This is a genomic window from Paenarthrobacter sp. OM7, from assembly GCF_029873575.1.
Lineage (GTDB): Bacteria > Actinomycetota > Actinomycetes > Actinomycetales > Micrococcaceae > Arthrobacter.
The window spans coordinates 3,350,761-3,368,671 of the sequence record NZ_CP123579.1 but is presented as its reverse complement, the minus strand read 5'-3'; the positions used below and the strand labels follow the sequence as shown (position 1 = coordinate 3,368,671).

The following is a 17,911-nucleotide window of genomic DNA, read 5'->3' as shown; positions in this document are numbered from 1 at the left end:
GAAATGAACAGAACTGCACAGCCCGTGATGTGGCCAAAAAGCGAGTTCGCGGGAACCGTGCCAGTTCGCCGGGAAACTTCCGGCGAGTTGGCAGGATTCCCGCGATTTGGCGGACTGTCCTCGCGCTTACGCGGCAGCCAGTCGGGCCTTTTTCTTCAGCACCGAGTTCTTTCGGGTGGTGCGGAGCATGTCGATGGTGAGCAGGATCAGGGCCAGCCACACCACACAGAAGCCGATCCAGCGGGCCGTGGTCATGGTTTCGTTGAACACCGTCAGGGCCACAACGAACTGGAGGACCGGGGCAAAGTATTGCAGCAGGCCGATGGTGGTCATGGGCAAACGGCGGGCTGAAGCACCGAAGAAGAGCAGCGGCACGGCCGTGATCACACCGGAAGCCACCAGCAACCAGAAGTGGCCGGCGCCCATGGTGGTGAGTGTTTCAGCGCCTGTCACACCCAGGACCACCATGGTGATGGCCGCGAATGGAGCCAGGACGACTGTCTCAACGCTCAGGCTGGTGAGGGCGTCCACCTTAGGTCCCACACGCTTTTTGACGAAACCGTACAGGCCGAAGCTGAAGGCCAGGATCAGGGCGATCCACGGGAGTTGGCCGTAGGAAAGGGTCAGGACTCCCACTGCAACGAAGCCGATACCCACCGCTGCCCACTGCAGGGGACGCAGCTTTTCCTTGAGAACAAAGACACCCAGGAGGACTGAGACCAAGGGATTGATGAAATAGCCCAGTGACGTCTCAACGGCGTGGCCGGTGGTGACCCCGAAAGTGTAGGTGAGCCAGTTGATGGCGATCAGGCCCGCTGCCAAGGCCAAGGGGCCGAACACGCTACGGTCCTTCACCGCGGCACCGAAAACCCGCCATGCCCGCGTGATGGTGATGAGCAGCGCACAGAAGAGCAGGGACCAGACGATCCGGTTGGCCACGATCTCGATGGCGCTGGCCGGCATCAGGACGAAGAAGTACAGGGGAAGAAGGCCCCACAGGCCGTAGGCGCCTATACCGAAGAGGATGCCCGCCGTCGACTCACTGCGTACTGGCTTGCCGGAACCCTTGCCAAGTTTGCCGACGCCGCCGGTACTTTGCCCGCCGCCCCCGGCTGTCGTCGTCGTGGGCTGGCTTGTAGTGGGAGAGCTGGCAGCTATCTGATCCGGAGTCGACACATTGTCGCCAACACCACCTAGGCACGCAATATTCCGCAATCTTGGTGAATTTCCGTGACTCCTGCCATATAAGCGGCCGGGCGTGGGGTGGACATCTAGAATTGGAATCTGCGCGCCCCAACAACGGCGTGGCTCACTGCTTCGGAAGGGCTAACTGTGTCCAACTCAGCCGCAACCACCCCCCAACGTCCACTTCGCGTTGCCATTGTCGGCGCAGGTCCCGCAGGTGTTTATGCCGCGGACATCCTGACCAAATCCAACGAGGTCAAGGACGGCGATGTGGAGGTCAGCATTGACCTTTTCGAGGCGTACCCGGCGCCCTACGGGCTGATCCGCTATGGCGTGGCTCCCGATCATCCGCGCATCAAGGGCATCGTGAACGCGTTGCACAAGGTCCTGGACCGCGGTGATATCCGGTTCCTGGGAAACGTGACCTACGGCAGGGACCTGACGCTCCACGATTTCCGGGCTTTCTACGATGCCGTGATTTTCTCCACGGGCGCCATCAAGGACGCGGACCTGAACATCCCGGGGGTCGAGCTGAAGGGTTCCTTCGGCGGCGCGGACTTCGTTTCCTGGTACGACGGACACCCGGACGTTCCCCGGGACTGGCCGCTTGACGCCAAAGAGATCGCGGTCATCGGCAACGGCAACGTCGCTTTGGACGTGGCCCGGATGCTGGTCAAGCACCCGGAGGAATTGCTGGTCACGGAGATCCCGGACAACGTCTTCGCCGGGCTGAAGAAGTCTCCGGTCACCGATGTCCACGTCTTCGGCCGCCGTGGCCCTGCACAGGTGAAATTCACCCCTTTGGAACTGCGCGAACTGTCCCACTGCAAGGACGTGGACATTGTCCTGTACCCGGAGGACTTCGAGTTTGACGCGGCCTCGGATGAAGCCATCAAGTCCAACAACCAGATCAAGACCATGGTCAACACCATGACCAACTGGCTGGTGGAAGAGCACACCGAATCCGAGCAGCCCTCCTCCCGACGCCTGCACCTGCACTTCCTGCACAGCCCAGTGGAAATCCTGGACTCGCCGGAAACTCCCGGCAAGGTCTCGGGGATCAAATTCGAGCGCATGCAGCTGGACGGAACGGGCAACGTCAAGGGAACGGGTGAATTCATCGAGTACCCGGTGCAATCCGTCTACCGTGCCATCGGATATCACGGTTCCCCTCTGGAGGAGCTGGAGTACGATGCCCGCCGCGGCGTCATACCGAACGACGGCGGTCGCGTCCTGGGTGCCGACGGCGAGCCCGTACCGGGAATCTATGCCACAGGCTGGATCAAGCGCGGACCGGTTGGACTGATCGGCCACACCAAGGGTGATGCCTTGGAGACCATTGGCTTCCTTCTGGAAGACAGGCTCAACCTGCCCCCGGCCGAAAACCCGGATCCGCAGGCGATTATCGATCTCCTTGAGGAGCGCGGGATCGAGTACACCACCTGGGAGGGCTGGAACCGGCTCGATGCCCACGAGGCTGCGCTGGGTGCCGCGTGGACTTCCGGGGGAGGGCCCGACAGCGAAGGTGACGGCGTGGTCCGTGAGCGCATCAAGGTTGTTCCGCGCGAGGAAATGATCCGTATCTCCCGCGGCTGACATTCTCCCTTCCCCGAACTAGACTTCACCGTACTGTCCCGCCCACCACACGTGCAGAGCACCGTTAGTGCGGACTACCAGGGAGTTCGATGAGGAATCCAATCCATCCGCCTGTTCCAGGCAGCGAGGCCGCGGCGCTGGTGCAGAAGCGTGCCTTGATGGGCCACGAGCGCTTGGACTCCCTCCGTCCCGGAACCACGGCAGCCACCCAGGACATCTCAGGCCTTCGCCGCTTGGTGCGCGAGTCCTGGCAGCGTTCGGCCAGCCTGCAAGCCAACCCCGACGTCGCAGAGGCTCCCCTCGCGATGGACCAGGACGAGCTGGAGGAATACCGCCGGCAGCATCCGCTGGCCACCATCATGCCCGTGATCAAGAAGCTGCTGGTCCAACCCAGCCATGACAGCGGCCTGTTGGTGGCGGTGGGCGACGACGTCGGCCGGCTCCTGTGGGTGGATGGCGACCCGGTGATGCAGCGCCGCGCTGAAAGCATGATGTTCGTGGCCGGCGCCGACTGGTCCGAGGCTTCCGTGGGCACCAGCGCACCCGGCACGGCACTCGCCCTGGACCGAAGCATCCAGATCTCCGGTGCTGAACACTTCAAACGCTCCGTCCACCCGTGGAGTTGCACCGCGGTTCCCTTCCACGACCCCGATTCCGGTGCCGTGCTGGGCGTCGTGGATATCACGGGCACCGAAACCGCCGTCGCCGCGCACACCCTCTCCCTGGTGGAGGCCACGGTCGCCGCTGCGCAGGCCCAGTTGCGGATCGAACGCCTGACGCTGGCCGCGGCCGTCCGCGAGAAACCACGACGCCGGAGCGCAGCCGCCACCTCCGGCCATGCCCTGTACCGCAACAGCCTGCAACTGTTGGGCCGCGACCAGGCCCTTCTCAGCATCGACGGCCGGACCGTGTCCCTTTCCGCGCGGCACAGTGAAATCCTGGCCATCCTGGGCAGCCATCCTGACGGGCTCAGCGCTGAGGACCTCTGCGCCCAGTTGTACCCCGGAGACGGCTACTCGGCCACGTTGCGGGCCGAGATGGTGCGCCTCCGCAAAGTGATCCAGGAGCTTAGCCCGGACGCGGTTCCTGAATCGCGTCCATACCGGCTCCCCGTGGAGTTGCTTCCCGACTCCGGCCAGGTGCTCAACTGCTTACAGCGTGGCGCCCATCGCATTGCCCTGGAAATCTACAAAGGTGCGGTCCTGCCACGCTCGGAGGCGCCCGGCGTCGTGCAGTTGCGTGAGCGGGTTTCGCATCTGCTGCGTGAGGCGCTGGTCAGCGACGGCAGCGTTGATTCGCTCCTGAAGTACGCTGAGCTGCCCGAGGCGAAGTACGACGTCGACCTCCGCCTTGCGGTGCTGAAGCTGCTGCCGCCGCGCTCGCCCAAGCGGGCCGCCGTCGTCGCGGATCTTGAGCGGATCGAAACGGAACTCAAAGCGTGAGCTGACTCACATGGTTGCAACGTAGCTGCAACCTCCCGACTCCTAGGCTCGGATCAATGGCGACAGCCACCGTGATTCGCAGCAAAGGAGCTAGCAATGACTGTTTACGCACAGCCGGGTGCCGAGGGTTCGAAGGTCACGTTCAAGGACCGCTACGAGAACTGGATCGGCGGCGAATGGGTTGCCCCGGTCAAGGGCGCCTACTTCGAGAACATCACACCGGTTACGGGCAAGGCCTTCTGCGAAGTTGCCCGCGGCACCGCCGAGGACATCGAGCTGGCGCTGGACGCCGCCCACAAGGTTGCACCCTCATGGGGCAAGACCTCCGCCACCGAGCGAGCAGCCATCCTGAACAAGATCGCCGACCGCATTGACGAGAACGTGGAACTCCTCGCAGTTGCTGAAACCTGGGACAACGGCAAACCAGTCCGCGAGACCCTTAACGCCGACATCCCGTTGGCAGCGGACCACTTCCGCTACTTCGCCTCCGCCGTCCGGGCGCAGGAAGGCCACTTGTCCCAGCTGGACGAGGACACCACGGCTTACCACTTCAAGGAGCCGCTGGGCGTTGTTGGCCAGATCATCCCTTGGAACTTCCCCATCCTCATGGCGGTCTGGAAGCTGGCACCCGCGCTCGCCGCCGGCAACGCCGTGGTGCTCAAGCCCGCCGAGCAGACGCCGACGTCCATCCTGGTCCTCATGGAACTCATCGGAGACCTCCTTCCGGCCGGCGTGGTGAACGTCGTGAACGGCTTCGGTGTTGAGGCCGGAAAGCCGCTGGCTTCCAGCTCCCGGATCCGCAAGATCGCTTTTACGGGTGAGACCACCACTGGCCGTTTGATCAGCCAGTACGCGTCGAACAACCTCATTCCGGTCACGCTGGAACTGGGCGGCAAGAGCCCGAACATCTTCTTCGATGACGTCGCCGACCAGAACGATGCCTTCTACGACAAGGCCCAGGAAGGGTTCACGCTCTTTGCCTTCAACCAAGGCGAAGTCTGCACCTGCCCATCCCGCGCCTTGGTCCAGGAAGGCATCTACGACTCCTTCATGGCCGACGTCACGGCCAGGACCAGCAAGATCATCCAGGGCAACCCGCTGGACACCGACACCCAGGTTGGAGCCCAGGCCTCCAACGACCAACTGGAGAAGATCCTGTCCTACATCGACATTGGAAAGCAGGAGGGCGCCAAGGTGCTCACCGGTGGTGCCCGGGCGGAGCTTTCGGGTGACCTGGCAGGCGGCTACTACGTGCAGCCCACCATTTTCGAAGGCCACAACCGGATGCGGATCTTCCAGGAGGAGATCTTCGGCCCGGTGGTGTCCGTCACCAAGTTCAGCGACTACAACGACGCCATCGGCATCGCCAACGACACCCTCTACGGCTTGGGTGCCGGAGTCTGGTCGCGCAATGGAAACGTCGCCTACCGCGCAGGCCGGGAAATCCAGGCCGGCCGCGTGTGGGTCAACAACTACCACGCCTACCCGGCAGGGGCTGCGTTCGGCGGCTACAAGTCCTCAGGTATTGGCCGTGAGAACCACGCCATGATGCTGGACCACTACCAGCAGACCAAGAACCTCCTGGTCAGCTACAACGAGAACAAGCTCGGCTTCTTCTAAACCGTCTTGTCTACCGATCAAAGGAGATCGTCAATGACCACCATGCAAGCTGCAGTCGTCACCAAGTTCGGTACCGACCTCGAGATCAAGGAAGTGGAAAGGCCGACGCCGGGTCCCGGCCAGGCGCTGGTCCGCCTCATCACCTCGGGGGTATGTCACACCGACCTGCACGCCGCCGAAGGCGACTGGCCGGTTAAGCCGACGCCACCGTTTATCCCGGGCCATGAAGGTGTGGGAGAAGTAGTGGCCCTCGGTGAGGGTGTCACGGATGTTGCTGTCGGCGACCTGGTGGGCAATGCCTGGCTCTGGTCTGCCTGCGGTGACTGCCAGTACTGCCGGACCGGGTGGGAAACCCTGTGCGAGTCCCAGCAGAACGGTGGCTACAGCGTGGATGGCTCGTTCGGTGAGTACATGCTGGTAGACACACGCTTTGCCGCCCGGATTCCGGAGGGCTCGGACCCCGTGGAAGTGGCGCCCGTACTGTGCGCCGGCGTCACGGTCTACAAGGGCCTCAAGATGACGGAAGCCAGGCCGGGACAATGGGTCACTATTTCCGGGATCGGCGGACTGGGCCACATCGCGGTTCAGTACGCGGTGGCCATGGGGCTTCGCGTGGTTGCCGTGGACATTGCCGACGACAAGCTGGCTCTGGCCCGCGAGCACGGCGCCGAACTGACGGTCAACGCCCTCCACGAGGACCCGGCGGAAGTCATTCAGCGGGAAACCGGCGGTTGCCACGGAGTCCTGGTGACGGCTGTGCACCCGTCGGCCTTTGGACAAGCGATCGGTATGGCCCGTCGTGGCGGAACGATCGTCTTCAACGGGTTGCCACCAGGAGACTTCCCGGCGCCCATCTTCGAGATCGTCCTCAAGGGCCTGACCGTCCGCGGCTCGATCGTGGGCACGCGCCAGGATCTTGAAGAGGCGCTGGAATTCTACGCCCAGGGAAAGATCAAGCCAACGGTCTCTACCCGGGAGCTCTCCGAGGTCAACGCGGTCTTTGACGAGATGAAGCACGCCAAGATCGACGGCCGTGTGGTGCTGAAGTTCTGATGAATCCCAACGGCTTGGAAGCCGCGGTGACGCTGCCCGGGGAGGACTTCTCCCGGGTGGCGCTCACTGCGGTGTCCGTGGAACTGCTCCGTAAGCTTTGGGACCAGCATGGGCCTCTCATGTTCCATCAGTCGGGCGGCTGCTGCGACGGCTCCGCCCCCATGTGCTACCCGGCGGGGGAGTTCCTGACCGGCGACTCCGACATCCTCCTTGGCAGGTTCGACATTGGAATCGGCGGCGAGCCCCAGCCTCTCGAGTTTTGGATGTCCAAGGAACAGTTCAACTACTGGTCCCACACCCACCTCACCGTAGATGTGGTACCGGGCCGGGGGAGTGGGTTCTCCGTTGAGTCTCCCGAAGGGAAGCGGTTCCTGATCCGTTCAACCCTCATGGACTGGGACGTGCCCAGCATTTAGGGTGGCTGGCTGGTGTGATCGACGCTACGTGCCTTCATCACACCAGCCACACCTGTCACGGGAATTGAGTAGGCGTCTCACTATCTGGGATAAATATGGCCGTCCATTGGCCGGACACTATTCTTGATGAGTCCTATACCACTCCCATCCAGAATGTGGCATTTTTATGAACATTTTCAGGACCAAGTCAATCGAGCAGTCGATCGCCGATGCCGACGAACCCGGTCGCAAGCTCAAGCGCAGCCTGAGCACCTGGGACCTCATGATCATGGGCGTCGCCGTTGCTGTCGGCGCCGGTATCTTCTCCGTCGGCGCCAAGGCCGCTGCCAACTTTGCCGGCCCCGCCGTCACCATTAGCTTTGCCATTGCAGCTGTCACCTGTGCTTTGGCCATCATGTGCTACGCCGAGTTCGCCACGGCGATCCCCGTGGCAGGCTCCGCCTACGTCTTCACGTACGCCACCATGGGCGAAGTCCTTGCGTGGATCATTGGCTGGAACCTCATCCTTGAACTCTTCACCGCCGCAGCCGTGATCGCCAAGTACTGGGGCATCTACCTCAGTACGGTCTTTGGCTTGATGGGCGTGGAGATGCCACCGTCAATCCAGGTAGCCGGCGTTGACCTCTACTGGGGTGCGTTCCTCATTGTTGCGATCTTCACCGTGCTGCTGGTGCTGGGGACAAAGCTGTCCGCCCGCGTCGGCAACGTCTTTACGTTGATCAAGATTGCAGTGGTGCTGTTCGTGATCGTGGTTGGTTTCAGCTACGTGAAGTTCTCCAACTACACCCCCTTCATTCCAGCCTCCGAGCCCACCGACTCCGGCGCCGCCGACGTTATGAAGCAGTCCTTCTTCGGCTTCCTCACTGGCGCCGCTCCGGCCCAGTATGGAACCCTGGGCGTCTTCGCCGGCGCAGCCTTGGTCTTCTTCGCCTTCATCGGCTTCGACGTAGTGGCAACCTCCGCAGAAGAGGTCAAGAACCCGCAGAAGACCCTTCCCCGGGGCATCTTCGGTGGCCTTGCCGTAGTGACGCTGCTGTACATCTTGGTCTCCCTTGCGCTGACTGGCATGGTTTCCTACACACAATTGGCCGAGGTGAAGAACCCCACCCTGACCACAGCTTTCGAAGCCGTGGGCAACACTGATGCTGCCAAGATCATCGCCTTCGGTTCCCTGGTGGGCTTGACCACCGTGATCATGGTGCTGCTGATGGGCCTGTCCCGCGTGGTCCTGGCAATGAGCCGCGACGGACTCCTGCCACGTTCGCTGTCCAAAACCAGCGAAAAGCGTTCCACGCCGGCCCGTTTGCAGATCATCTGCGGTGCGGCCGTAGCCCTGGTGGCAGGCGTAACGAAGGTGGACCTGCTCGAGGAAATGATCAACATCGGAACGCTGTCTGCGTTCGTGATGGTGAGCCTGGGCATCCTGGTGCTGCGCAAGAAGCGCCCGGACCTCAAGCCCGCCTTCCGCGTTCCGTTCGGCAAGGTCCTGCCGTGGGTCTCAGCAATCCTCTGCCTTTACCTGATGACAAACCTGGCTGTGGAAACCTGGATCTTCTTCGCGATATGGCTGGTCATTGGCATGGTCATCTACTTCTCCTACGGCCAGCGCCACTCACGGCTCAATGAGAAGTTCGCTGCGGCCAAGGCCTCCGTGAACGGTGCTCCCGGAAGCCGCCAGGTCGACGGCGACGAGGACGAAGACAGCTACACGAAGGTCTAAACCAATCGCGGCAGCTTGTCAGACAGCTGCACTCATTAGCTCCAGAAGTCGCTCCATGAAGCGCCCGGGAACCATCGGTTTCCGGGCGCTTTTGCGCGTTCCCGCCAACACCAGCGCCATTACGGCGCCGCGTGAACGCCGACCCATTCCACCAGGGGCCTCAGCACTTCCCACCGGGCAGCAATCTCGTTACGGGCTGCGGGAGTGGAGAGCCACTCCGGTTGCCCAACCTCAACGCCGGCCGACAACGACTTGTGCTTGAGGAGCTCTCCGCGCGGATGATCCTTGTCGAATCCCCGCGGGACAGTCTTCAGCTTCTCGCCTTCGATGGCGAAGCCGGCGGCGGCCACAGCACCGACGATCTCCTGCAGCTCCAACCCACTGTCAGGAGCATCCACTGCCGCCCGGAAACGGGCCAGCTGCGCCGGAGTGTGCGAGTGGTAGCCCCCGCCGATCAGCAGGCCATCGGCGCTGATCTGGACGTAGAAGCCAACACCTTCCTGAGTAGCTGCAAAGGCCCCTTGCGCTGTCTTGTACGGAGACTTGTCCTGGGAGAACCGGATATCGCGGTTGGGACGAAAGATCTTGGCTGGCCCGAACTGCGGCTCCAACTCTGAAAGGAGAGCTGTCAGCGGCTCCTTGACCTCGGCGTCGTACGTGGTTTTGTGTTCAAGCCACCACTCACGGTTGTTGTTCTCTTCAAGCTCGGCGTAGAAACGGAATGCGGCGGTAGGGATGCCTTCGAATGTGGTCATAGAAGGATCCTAGGGACGGCGATACCCGCCCAGCCATAGCCAAAGAAGGCTATGTGGAAAAACAAAAGGAACACCCCGCCGCGGAGAAGATCCGCGACGGGGTGTTCCAGGAAATGCTGGAGAGCGAAGACGCTTAGAGCTTGTTGGCTGCTTCGGCGTCGGACTCGGTCTGACCTGCACCGAGGTTGGCGCGGAGCTTGGCGCCAAGATCGGAGTCAACGTTGGTCCAGTACTGGATGGCGCGTTCCTTGATGTCAGCGTTCTTCACGCCGCCAACAGCACCGGTGATGGTGTCCAGGAGGCGGGCCTTGGCAGCGTCGTCGTAGACCTCGCGGTACAGGGTACCGGCCTGGCCGAAGTCGTCGTCCTCGGCGTGCAGGGTGTGGGCGGAGAGGGTGAGCTCGCCGTCGTTCTCCCAGCCACCGGCGGGCGACGTAGGCTCAACAGCAGCCGGGCCACCAACGGAGTTCGGTGCGTACACCGGGGTGGACGGGGAGTTGAACAGGTAACGACCCTGGCCGTCCTGGCTGTAGTTGTTGACCTGGTTCTTGGGCTGGTTCACCGGGATCTGTGCGTGGTTGGTGCCCACGCGGTAACGGTGTGCGTCTGCGTAGGAGAAGATGCGGGCCTGCAGCATCTTGTCCGGGGAAGCGGCAATGCCCGGTACGAAGTTCGACGGCGCGAAGGTGGCCTGCTCGATCTGCGCGAAGTAGTTTTCCGGGTTCTTGTTCAGCTCCATGGTGCCCACGTGAATCAGCGGGTAGTCCGAGTGCGGCCAGACCTTGGTGAGGTCGAACGGGTTGAAGCGGTACGTCTTGGCGTCCTCGTACGGCATGACCTGGACGTGCAGTTCCCAGGAGGGGAAGTTGCCGGCGTCGATGTTTTCCTGGAGGTCGCGGATGTAGAAGTCTGCATCCGAGCCGGCAAGCTGCTCAGCCTGGTCGCCGGTGATGGTCTTGACGCCCTGGTTGGACTTGAAGTGGTACTTGACCCAGAAACGCTCGCCGGCGGCGTTGATCCACTGGTAGGTGTGCGAGCCGTAGCCCTGCATTTCACGCCAGGAAGCCGGGAGGCCGCGGTCGCCCATGAGCCAGGTGACCTGGTGGGCGGACTCGGGGGAGAGGGTCCAGAAGTCCCACTGCATGTCAGCGTCACGCAGGTGGCTGCCCGGGAGGCGCTTCTGGGAGTGGATGAAGTCAGGGAACTTGATGCCGTCGCGGATGAAGAAGACGGGGGTGTTGTTGCCAACGAGGTCGTAGTTGCCCTCGGAGGTGTAGAACTTCACGGCGAAACCGCGGGGGTCACGCCAGGTATCGGGAGAACCGTTCTCGCCGGCGACCGAGGAGAAACGGATCAGCATGTCCGTCTCGACGCCCGGCTGGAGGAAGGCTGCCTTGGTGTAGGCCGAAACGTCCGAGGTGGTCTTGAACGTACCGAATGCGCCGCCACCCTTGGCGTGCACTACACGCTCCGGGACCCGCTCGCGGTTGAACTGTGCAAGCTTTTCCACCAGGTAGTGGTCGGTGAGGATGATGGCACCGTCAGCGCCGACGGACTTGGAGTGCGCGTCGGAGGTAACGGGGGCACCTGACTGGGTAGTTGAAATGGCAGTCATTGTTCTCCTTTTTCTTATTTCTGAGTTACGGAAGTTACGGGAAGCTGTTGTTTGGACTGGCAGTCCTGGCAGATGCCCTGGTACAGGACGTCTGCGATCTGGATGGTCATGGGCTTGGAGTTCTCATCCCAGTGCGGGGTGAGGCACGGGGCGTGTCCCACGGCGCAATCGACGTCCTCCACTTTGCCGCAACTGATGCAGACGGCGTGGTGGTGGTTGTCGCCCACCCGGGTCTCGTAAAGGGCCGGGGAGTGCGGAGGCTCAAAGCGTCGCAACATCTGCAGGTCCGTCAGGTCGCTGAGCACCACGTAAACGGACTGCGCCGTCAGTTCAGGAAGCTCTTTGCGGGCAGCGGCAAGGATGCCTTCAGCCGGAGAGTGCGGATGGTGCTGGACCGCGGCGAGCACTGCCAGCCGCTGTTTGGTCACACGCCGGCCGTGGGCATGCAGGGCAGCTGCCCATTCTGCTTGCTCGGCTGTGTGATCTGTCATGCATTCATTGAAACACTTATTTTGAGGAGTTCACAATAAGGCAAGGCTAACTTCCGGTGAATTGAACAGATCTTCCAGGGGATTGTGGTCTTCGGCTGCCGATCTGCGGACCGCATGGACCCGAACAGGGGCACCTGTGCCCGCTCCTTCCAGGGCCACGCAACTGACACCGCTGAAGCCGCCAGCCCGGGGGAGTGCGGTCAGGGCTGCACCCATCGCCAGTAACTCGACCGGCCTGACCTCGCTGACGGCCGCCACGTTCCTGACTGGTTCGAGGATCGTATGGCGGGGACCCACGTCCACAGCCCGGACCAGCGGTTCCGGCCCGGAAAAAGGCTCGACGCCGGCACGCACCGTAGCGTCGGAGCCCACAATGGTTTCCGGTACGGCCAGCCTGAGCCCCTCGCGCAGGGCAGCATCTGTGGCTTCCAGATCGTGGTCCGTCTCGCCAACCCGTCGGTGCGCCGGAAGCAAAAGCTGGTGTCCCGGCGTCGTGGTTTCTCCTTCCCACCGGCTGAAGAGGTGGAATGTCGGCGTTGACGATTCCGCTACAGGCTCTCCAATGGCTGAACCCAGGGGATGCCATTGGTAAGCAAACATGATGGCGCAGCGGGTGGCACCAAGGACGTCGGCCAAGGCGGCACGGACCAGGCCGTGGCAGAAAAGCCAGTCCGTGGCCGAGGGGTGTGCAAACTCTGTTGCGGGATCCGACAACCGGATGACGACATGCCCGGCAGTAAGGGGGTGACGTGGCCTGGCGATCTCCCAAAAAGCCGAACGGTACAGCAATCGTCGCGATGTGACCATGTCAACTCCTTCCCCCGGGTGAGCCTACCAAGCGGTGCCCGCAGGCGGGAGGGTGCGGGGCAGCCGCCGCAACGGTCGTTAAGGTAGGACGGTGGCGAAACTACTGGCAGACATCACCCCCTTGAAGGAGAGCCCGGCTTTCCGGCGGCTCTGGCTGGGCGCATCGGTGGCTGCCATCGGTACCCAACTGACGTTGGTGGCGGTCAGCCTGGAGGTCTACCGGCTCACCCAGCAGAGCTTCTACGTGGGACTGCTGGGCATCTTCGCGCTGGTCCCGTTGGTGATCGCCGGACTCTACGGCGGGTCCATCTCGGACGCCTATGATCGCCGCAAAGTGGCCATCATCGCCTCCCTTGTGCTCTGGGCGACCACTGCGGGGCTTGCCTTGCAGGCATGGCTGGAGATCGGCAACATCTGGATACTCTACGCACTGGTGGCCATCCAAAGTGGAGCGCAAGGCATCAACGGCCCCGCCCGCAGCGCCATCATTCCGTTGCTGGTCCGTAAGGACCTGCTCCCTGCAGCCAACGCCCTGAGCATGCTGACGTTCGGCCTGTCCATGACTGCCGGACCACTCCTGGCAGGCGTTCTGGTGGCCACCATCGGCTTCGGCTGGACCTACACGATCGATGTCATCAGCTTCACGTTCGCCCTCTGGGGCCTCTTCAAGCTCCCGCCCTTGCCGCCGTCCAAGGACGCTGTGCGGCCGGGGCTGCGATCAGTGGTGGAAGGGTTCCGCTTCCTCGGTACCCGCCCCAACGTCCGCATGACCTTCATCATCGACCTCATCGCCATGATCTGCGCCCAACCCCGTGCCCTCATGCCGGCCATCGGTGCGGTCATGATCGGCGGAGGTGAAACCACGGTGGGTGTGCTGCTTGCGTCCACGGCTGTGGGTGCTTTCCTCGCCGGCCTGTTTTCCGGGCCACTGGGCCGTGTGCGGCGGCAGGGCAGCGCTGTCGTGTGGTCCGTGGTGGGTTGGGGAGCTTCCATTGCGGGCTTCGGGCTGGTGGTACTGCTGGCGGGGGACTCGGGACGCGATGGAGTTACGCCGTGGCTGATTCCGGCAGCCCTGTGCTGTGCCCTTGCCGGTATTTCAGACTCCGTCAGCGCCGTCTTCCGCACCACCATCCTCCAGTCGGCCACCCCGGATCATCTGCGCGGACGGCTGCAGGGCGTGTTCATCGTGGTGGTGGCGGGGGGACCGAGGGTGGGGGACATGCTGGCCGGAGGTGTCACACAGTTCCTCAGCGAAGGCGGAGTGTTGCTGATAGGTGGACTCCTCTGCATCGTCCTGGCGTGGCTGGCTTCGCGCCTTCAGCCCGGGTTCGTTGCCTACGACGCCAAACACCCGGTGCCCTAGCACTGCCGTCCACGCCGCCGCCGTAGGCTGGGATCGGAACATGACGACCGGCGTCGGCGTTAATCCGTACAGAACCCCTGCTGGAGCCGAAGGAAGAGGCAAGAACCACCGTGCACAAACACAACAATGGACTCAAGACGGCGGCACTGTTCGGCGTGCTGTGGGCGGTGTTGTTGGGTTTGGGCGCCCTCATCGCAGCGGGCACGCGCAGCACCACGCCCATCTGGATCATGGCGTTGATCGGCGTCGGCACCACCGCCTACGGATACTGGAACAGCGACAAGATCGCCATCCGGTCCATGGCCGCCTACCCGGTCACTGAGTCCCAGGCTCCTCATCTGTACCAGATCGTTCGGGAGCTTTCCGTCAGGGCCAACAAGCCAATGCCGCGGATCTACCTGTCGCCCACCATGACCCCCAACGCCTTTGCCACCGGCCGCAACCCCAAGAACGCCGCCGTGTGCTGCACCGAAGGGATCCTGCACCTCCTGGATGCCCGGGAACTCCGGGGAGTGCTGGGGCATGAACTGATGCACGTGTACAACCGCGACATCCTGACCTCGTCGGTGGCTGCTGCAGTGGCCGGAGTCATTACGTCCGTGGGGCAGATGCTGCTGATCTTCGGCAGCGGGGACCGGCGCAACGCCAACCCGCTGGCCACCATCGCCATGGCGTTGCTGGCTCCGTTCGCGGCTTCGCTCATCCAGATGGCCATCTCCCGCACGCGGGAGTACGACGCCGATGAGGACGGTGCCGAGCTCACCGGCGATCCGCTGGCACTCGCCTCAGCCCTGCGCAAGATCGAGTCCGGCGTCACCCAGCTGCCGCTCCCGCAGGACCAGAAGCTCGTCAACGCGTCGCACTTGATGATTGCCAACCCGTTCCGGGGCGGCGGCATGCGCCGCATGTTCTCCACCCACCCGCCGATGAATGAACGGATCAGCCGCTTGGAACAGATGGCCGGCCGCCGGCTTTCCTAGGTCCACCATGAACCAGTCCGCCCGGACTACGCGAACAGCCCCTCGCCGATGAAGCCACCTTGCCGGACTGACCTGGATGGGACCATCCGTAGCGCCCGTGGTCTTGGTGTTGTCCGTATTCCCGGGCAGCAAAAAGCCGGGATGCGGACCCCTTGGTGGGCCTGCATCCCGGCTTTTCGAACGGTGTGCGACTAGCTGCGGAAGTTCACGAACTGCAGGTCGGCCTCTTCGAACTTCTTCAGGATGTTCATGGTTTCCTGAAGGTCGTCACGGGACTTGGAGGTCACGCGGAGTTCGTCGCCCTGGATCTGGGACTTGACGGACTTGGGGGCTTCATCGCGGATGATCTTGTTGATCTTCTTGGCGATGTCCTGGGCAATGCCTTCCTTGATGGTGCACTCCAGGCGGAATTCCTTGCCGGAGGGGAAGGGCTCGCCCTGGTCCAGGGACTTCAGCGAGATGCCGCGCTTGATCAGCTTGGACTGGAAAACATCCAGGACAGCAAGGACCCGGTCCTCGGAATTGGCCTTCATGAGGATCTTCTCGCCGCTGAAGTCGATCTCCGCGCCAACACCCTTGAAATCATATCGCTGCGCGATTTCCTTCTGGGACTGGTTCAGCGCGTTGGCGACCTCTTGCTTGTCTACCTTGCTGACGACGTCGAATGTGGATTCGCCTGCCATGACTCTCCTTAGGTTGGGGGCCCTGTGAGGGCGGGTTGGTCTGGCATCCAGCCTAGTACGGAAGGTGCTGCTTGGGGCGGTGGAGCGCATTCACAGTTCGCTCACAGCACATGCAAGGTTGGAACTGAGGCTGCGGGTTGAGAGTTGTACCAGTTGGAAGAACGCATAGTGGAGGATCAGCATGAGCAGCAAGGCCGTCCAGTCCATCAGTAAATCCGCTACTGCAGCGGCTGGCTCCTTTGGCACGGCAGCAGTTGCCGCAGCCAGTGCTGTTGCGGCCGCGGCTGTGGCAGCGTCGATCGTCCTGAGCCCGGTACCCGATGCCACAGCACGCATGGACGGAGTGCACGCTGACCTGCTGCGGGCTGTGCAGCTCAACCAGATCACCGCCGAGCAGGCCGAGAAGTTCGAAGCGAAACTCGCCGGCCGGATCCTCGGGGAAGCCTGACATACCGCCACATACCGGGCGTTTTCCCCCGATTAGATTCTTCGCAGAAAGTTCTGTAAGGTTGTCTCTGCCTTCGGTTACCGGATCTAAAACAAACGGTCTCCGGAAGTGATCTTCTTTTGAAGTTCGGCAGATTACCCGAGCGGCCAAAGGGGGCTGACTGTAAATCAGCTGGCAACGCCTACGGGGGTTCGAATCCCTCATCTGCCACCAAGGAAAATCCCCGGAACCACTGGTTCCGGGGATTTTTTTTGTGTGTCCAGCGAGGTCCCGCCGCCGGATCCCTGCCGGGGACCGGGCTGTTGGCCGCCTTGCTCGACCTTGCGCGGCATGGGATCCGAACGAGCACAGGTTTGGCCGTGCCGCCACCACCACCCTTGATCGCACTTACCCGGCGACTCGCGGTAACCCAGTGCGTGTCATGGCATCCGGGCTGTCAAAGTAGGTTGTGACGGTACGTGTTCGCGCGGGGCGCCGCGCCTAGACCTCGCGCTCCCGCCCGAATTCCGTGGTTTGCCGGACCGCCGTGGCTTCCCGGAGTTCGGCGATCTCCATCCGCAGGGCTGCGATCTCGGTCACCAGGTCAGCCATCTCCGCGCGAACGGGTTCCTCGGCGGCGACCGCCTTCTCTTCGGCTGCCGCTGCCACGCCCTCCGCGTTCTCCTCAATCCGTTGAACCAGCCAGGAAGCGATGGATGCTGTGACAATACCCAGCACCGCGATGCCGCTCATCATGAGGGCCGCGGCCACGATCCTTCCAATGGGGGTCACGGGATACAGGTCTCCGTAGCCCACGGTGGTGATGGTGGTGACGGCCCACCAGGCAGCGTCACCGAAGTTGAGGATCTTGGCGGCGGGGTCGTTCTGCTCGACATCCAGTACGGCCAGTGCGCCGATGAGGATGAGCATCGCGGCCGCTCCTGCCACGTAGGTGGCAACCCGCCCGCGCAAAGTTTCGCCCACGGTGCGCTGGAGAACGGAGAGCAAAGTGACCAACCGCAGCAGCCGCAAGGGCCGGAAGAAGGGGAGCACCACAATCAGGAGTTCGTGCAGGTTCCAGAGGAACCACCGCATCCTGTCTTCGGCAAGCCACAGGTTGACGAAGTAGTCCAGCGCGAAGATGCCCCAGGTAATCCAGAGGACAATCTCGAACGGCACTGCCGCGGCACCGTCCACCCGGCCGATGACCTGCCAGGCATAGGCAGTGAGGAAAATCAGTGCCGTGGCCATGAGGGGCCATTCCACCAGGTCCCGGTATCGCGCTTGTGTCATAGGGGAATACTAGCCACCGCAGGCACCGCAGCCCGGACGGGACTAACGGAGGAGCCCGTGCAGGATGAGCCTGGACCGGACGCCTCAGGCAGCGGGCGTCTCCAGCCAGTATCCGTCGAGGTGGTGGATCAACTGCCTGCCGAGGCCGCCTTTGAGCTGGATCCACAGCGTGCTGCGGTCCTCGGTCATGCCGTCGATGGTTCCCTCAATGCGGTTGCCGCGGGCGTCCTGGAGGACAACGTTCTGGTGGCGTGAAAGTTCGGGCCAGACCTGGCCCTGTGGCCTGGTGGTTTGCAGCGTGCTCAAAGGGTCCCCCTTGTATGGTCATTCATCAGATGAGTTTCAGATATTCTGCATGGCTTTGATGAACCAGCGGTAAACGTTAGTGCAAACGTTGGACATAAAGCAGGTTATGGACTACCGGCCTGTCCATCATGCGGTCCACGCCTTTCGCCGGAAGTTACC

At 62.6% G+C, this 17,911-nt stretch carries 17 protein-coding genes and 1 tRNA gene; 10 read left to right on the top strand and 8 right to left on the bottom strand.

From position 1 onward, the window contains the following. Positions 1 to 126 precede the first annotated feature (126 nt). Complete coding sequence (gene rarD, locus QEH68_RS15570; protein ID WP_280623317.1) at positions 127 to 1,215, bottom strand: EamA family transporter RarD; 1,089 nt, start codon at positions 1,213 to 1,215, stop codon at positions 127 to 129. Positions 1,216 to 1,332: 117 nt separating this feature from the next. On the opposite strand from rarD, the gene QEH68_RS15565 reads away from it, so the two are divergent. The 6 genes from QEH68_RS15565 (at position 1,333) to QEH68_RS15540 (ending at position 9,032) form a co-directional block, all read left to right on the top strand. Further along, on the top strand, positions 1,333 to 2,781 hold the full coding sequence (locus QEH68_RS15565) for an FAD-dependent oxidoreductase (protein ID WP_280623316.1): 1,449 nt from the start codon (positions 1,333 to 1,335) through the stop codon (positions 2,779 to 2,781). Positions 2,782 to 2,870: 89 nt separating this feature from the next. Continuing rightward, positions 2,871 to 4,223: a GAF domain-containing protein gene (locus QEH68_RS15560; RefSeq protein ID WP_280623315.1), complete on the top strand. Its 1,353-nt coding sequence runs from the start codon at positions 2,871 to 2,873 to the stop codon at positions 4,221 to 4,223. A gap of 96 nt (positions 4,224 to 4,319) precedes the next feature. Further along, the gene (locus QEH68_RS15555) at positions 4,320 to 5,843 is read left to right on the top strand and encodes an aldehyde dehydrogenase family protein (protein WP_207594323.1); all 1,524 of its coding nucleotides are present in this window, start codon (positions 4,320 to 4,322) and stop codon (positions 5,841 to 5,843) included. 42 nt (positions 5,844 to 5,885) lie between these two features. Continuing rightward, positions 5,886 to 6,896 (top strand): alcohol dehydrogenase AdhP, encoded by a 1,011-nt coding sequence (gene adhP / locus QEH68_RS15550; protein ID WP_207597620.1) that lies wholly within the window; start codon positions 5,886 to 5,888, stop codon positions 6,894 to 6,896. Next, positions 6,896 to 7,312, top strand: coding sequence for a DUF779 domain-containing protein (locus QEH68_RS15545; RefSeq protein ID WP_207594322.1), 417 nt, complete (start codon positions 6,896 to 6,898; stop codon positions 7,310 to 7,312). Before adhP ends, QEH68_RS15545 begins: the two co-directional genes overlap by 1 nt. 166 nt (positions 7,313 to 7,478) lie before the next feature. Beyond that, positions 7,479 to 9,032 carry an amino acid permease gene (locus QEH68_RS15540; protein WP_207594321.1) on the top strand — a complete coding sequence of 518 codons (1,554 nt, stop codon included), beginning with the start codon at positions 7,479 to 7,481 and terminating at the stop codon, positions 9,030 to 9,032. Between the two features lie 119 nt (positions 9,033 to 9,151). Here the strand turns inward: QEH68_RS15540 and QEH68_RS15535 are convergent, their stop codons facing one another. From QEH68_RS15535 to QEH68_RS15520, 4 genes are all read right to left on the bottom strand, one after another. Next, complete coding sequence (locus QEH68_RS15535) at positions 9,152 to 9,787, bottom strand: DUF2461 domain-containing protein (RefSeq protein WP_280623314.1); 636 nt, start codon at positions 9,785 to 9,787, stop codon at positions 9,152 to 9,154. 133 nt (positions 9,788 to 9,920) lie between these two features. Continuing rightward, complete coding sequence (locus tag QEH68_RS15530; RefSeq protein WP_207594319.1) at positions 9,921 to 11,402, bottom strand: catalase; 1,482 nt, start codon at positions 11,400 to 11,402, stop codon at positions 9,921 to 9,923. Positions 11,403 to 11,416: 14 nt separating this feature from the next. Continuing rightward, positions 11,417 to 11,893 carry a Fur family transcriptional regulator gene (locus tag QEH68_RS15525; protein WP_017199873.1) on the bottom strand — a complete coding sequence of 159 codons (477 nt, stop codon included), beginning with the start codon at positions 11,891 to 11,893 and terminating at the stop codon, positions 11,417 to 11,419. A gap of 30 nt (positions 11,894 to 11,923) precedes the next feature. Then, a complete protein-coding gene (locus QEH68_RS15520) occupies positions 11,924 to 12,700 on the bottom strand; it encodes a hypothetical protein (RefSeq protein WP_280623313.1) in 777 nt (258 codons plus the stop codon). A 91-nt stretch (positions 12,701 to 12,791) separates the two neighbouring features. On the opposite strand from QEH68_RS15520, the gene QEH68_RS15515 reads away from it, so the two are divergent. Both QEH68_RS15515 and htpX read left to right on the top strand, forming a co-directional pair. Further along, the gene (locus QEH68_RS15515; protein WP_280623312.1) at positions 12,792 to 14,063 is read left to right on the top strand and encodes an MFS transporter; all 1,272 of its coding nucleotides are present in this window, start codon (positions 12,792 to 12,794) and stop codon (positions 14,061 to 14,063) included. Between the two features lie 110 nt (positions 14,064 to 14,173). Beyond that, the gene (gene htpX / locus QEH68_RS15510) at positions 14,174 to 15,043 is read left to right on the top strand and encodes a zinc metalloprotease HtpX (protein ID WP_280623311.1); all 870 of its coding nucleotides are present in this window, start codon (positions 14,174 to 14,176) and stop codon (positions 15,041 to 15,043) included. A 191-nt stretch (positions 15,044 to 15,234) separates the two neighbouring features. On the opposite strand, the gene QEH68_RS15505 is transcribed toward htpX, so the two are convergent. Beyond that, positions 15,235 to 15,726, bottom strand: coding sequence for a YajQ family cyclic di-GMP-binding protein (locus QEH68_RS15505; RefSeq protein ID WP_017200185.1), 492 nt, complete (start codon positions 15,724 to 15,726; stop codon positions 15,235 to 15,237). 181 nt (positions 15,727 to 15,907) lie between these two features. On the opposite strand from QEH68_RS15505, the gene QEH68_RS15500 reads away from it, so the two are divergent. Next, positions 15,908 to 16,174: a hypothetical protein gene (locus QEH68_RS15500; protein ID WP_280623310.1), complete on the top strand. Its 267-nt coding sequence runs from the start codon at positions 15,908 to 15,910 to the stop codon at positions 16,172 to 16,174. A 128-nt stretch (positions 16,175 to 16,302) separates the two neighbouring features. Beyond that, positions 16,303 to 16,387: transfer RNA gene (locus QEH68_RS15495), tRNA-Tyr, on the top strand. Between the two features lie 267 nt (positions 16,388 to 16,654). On the opposite strand, the gene QEH68_RS15490 is transcribed toward QEH68_RS15495, so the two are convergent. After that, positions 16,655 to 17,446, bottom strand: a complete 792-nt coding sequence (locus QEH68_RS15490) for a potassium channel family protein (RefSeq protein ID WP_280623309.1) — start codon at positions 17,444 to 17,446, stop codon at positions 16,655 to 16,657. Between the two features lie 84 nt (positions 17,447 to 17,530). Continuing rightward, the gene (locus QEH68_RS15485) at positions 17,531 to 17,752 is read right to left on the bottom strand and encodes a hypothetical protein (RefSeq protein WP_089595880.1); all 222 of its coding nucleotides are present in this window, start codon (positions 17,750 to 17,752) and stop codon (positions 17,531 to 17,533) included. Positions 17,753 to 17,911: the final 159 nt, after the last annotated feature.

Bases quoted from the DNA above. Each gene is read 5' to 3' on its own strand.
- QEH68_RS15540 (WP_207594321.1), top strand. From the start codon at position 7,479: ATGAACATTTTCAGGACCAAGTCAATCGAGCAGTCGATCGCCGATGCC.
- QEH68_RS15545 (WP_207594322.1), top strand. From the start codon at position 6,896: ATGAATCCCAACGGCTTGGAAGCCGCGGTGACGCTGCCCGGGGAGGAC.
- QEH68_RS15505 (WP_017200185.1), bottom strand. From the start codon at position 15,726: ATGGCAGGCGAATCCACATTCGACGTCGTCAGCAAGGTAGACAAGCAA.
- adhP (WP_207597620.1), top strand. From the start codon at position 5,886: ATGCAAGCTGCAGTCGTCACCAAGTTCGGTACCGACCTCGAGATCAAG.
- QEH68_RS15500 (WP_280623310.1), top strand. From the start codon at position 15,908: ATGAGCAGCAAGGCCGTCCAGTCCATCAGTAAATCCGCTACTGCAGCG.
- QEH68_RS15490 (WP_280623309.1), bottom strand. From the start codon at position 17,446: ATGACACAAGCGCGATACCGGGACCTGGTGGAATGGCCCCTCATGGCC.
- QEH68_RS15530 (WP_207594319.1), bottom strand. From the start codon at position 11,402: ATGACTGCCATTTCAACTACCCAGTCAGGTGCCCCCGTTACCTCCGAC.
- QEH68_RS15535 (WP_280623314.1), bottom strand. From the start codon at position 9,787: ATGACCACATTCGAAGGCATCCCTACCGCCGCATTCCGTTTCTACGCC.
- QEH68_RS15525 (WP_017199873.1), bottom strand. From the start codon at position 11,893: ATGACAGATCACACAGCCGAGCAAGCAGAATGGGCAGCTGCCCTGCAT.
- QEH68_RS15555 (WP_207594323.1), top strand. From the start codon at position 4,320: ATGACTGTTTACGCACAGCCGGGTGCCGAGGGTTCGAAGGTCACGTTC.
- QEH68_RS15520 (WP_280623313.1), bottom strand. From the start codon at position 12,700: ATGGTCACATCGCGACGATTGCTGTACCGTTCGGCTTTTTGGGAGATC.
- QEH68_RS15560 (WP_280623315.1), top strand. From the start codon at position 2,871: ATGAGGAATCCAATCCATCCGCCTGTTCCAGGCAGCGAGGCCGCGGCG.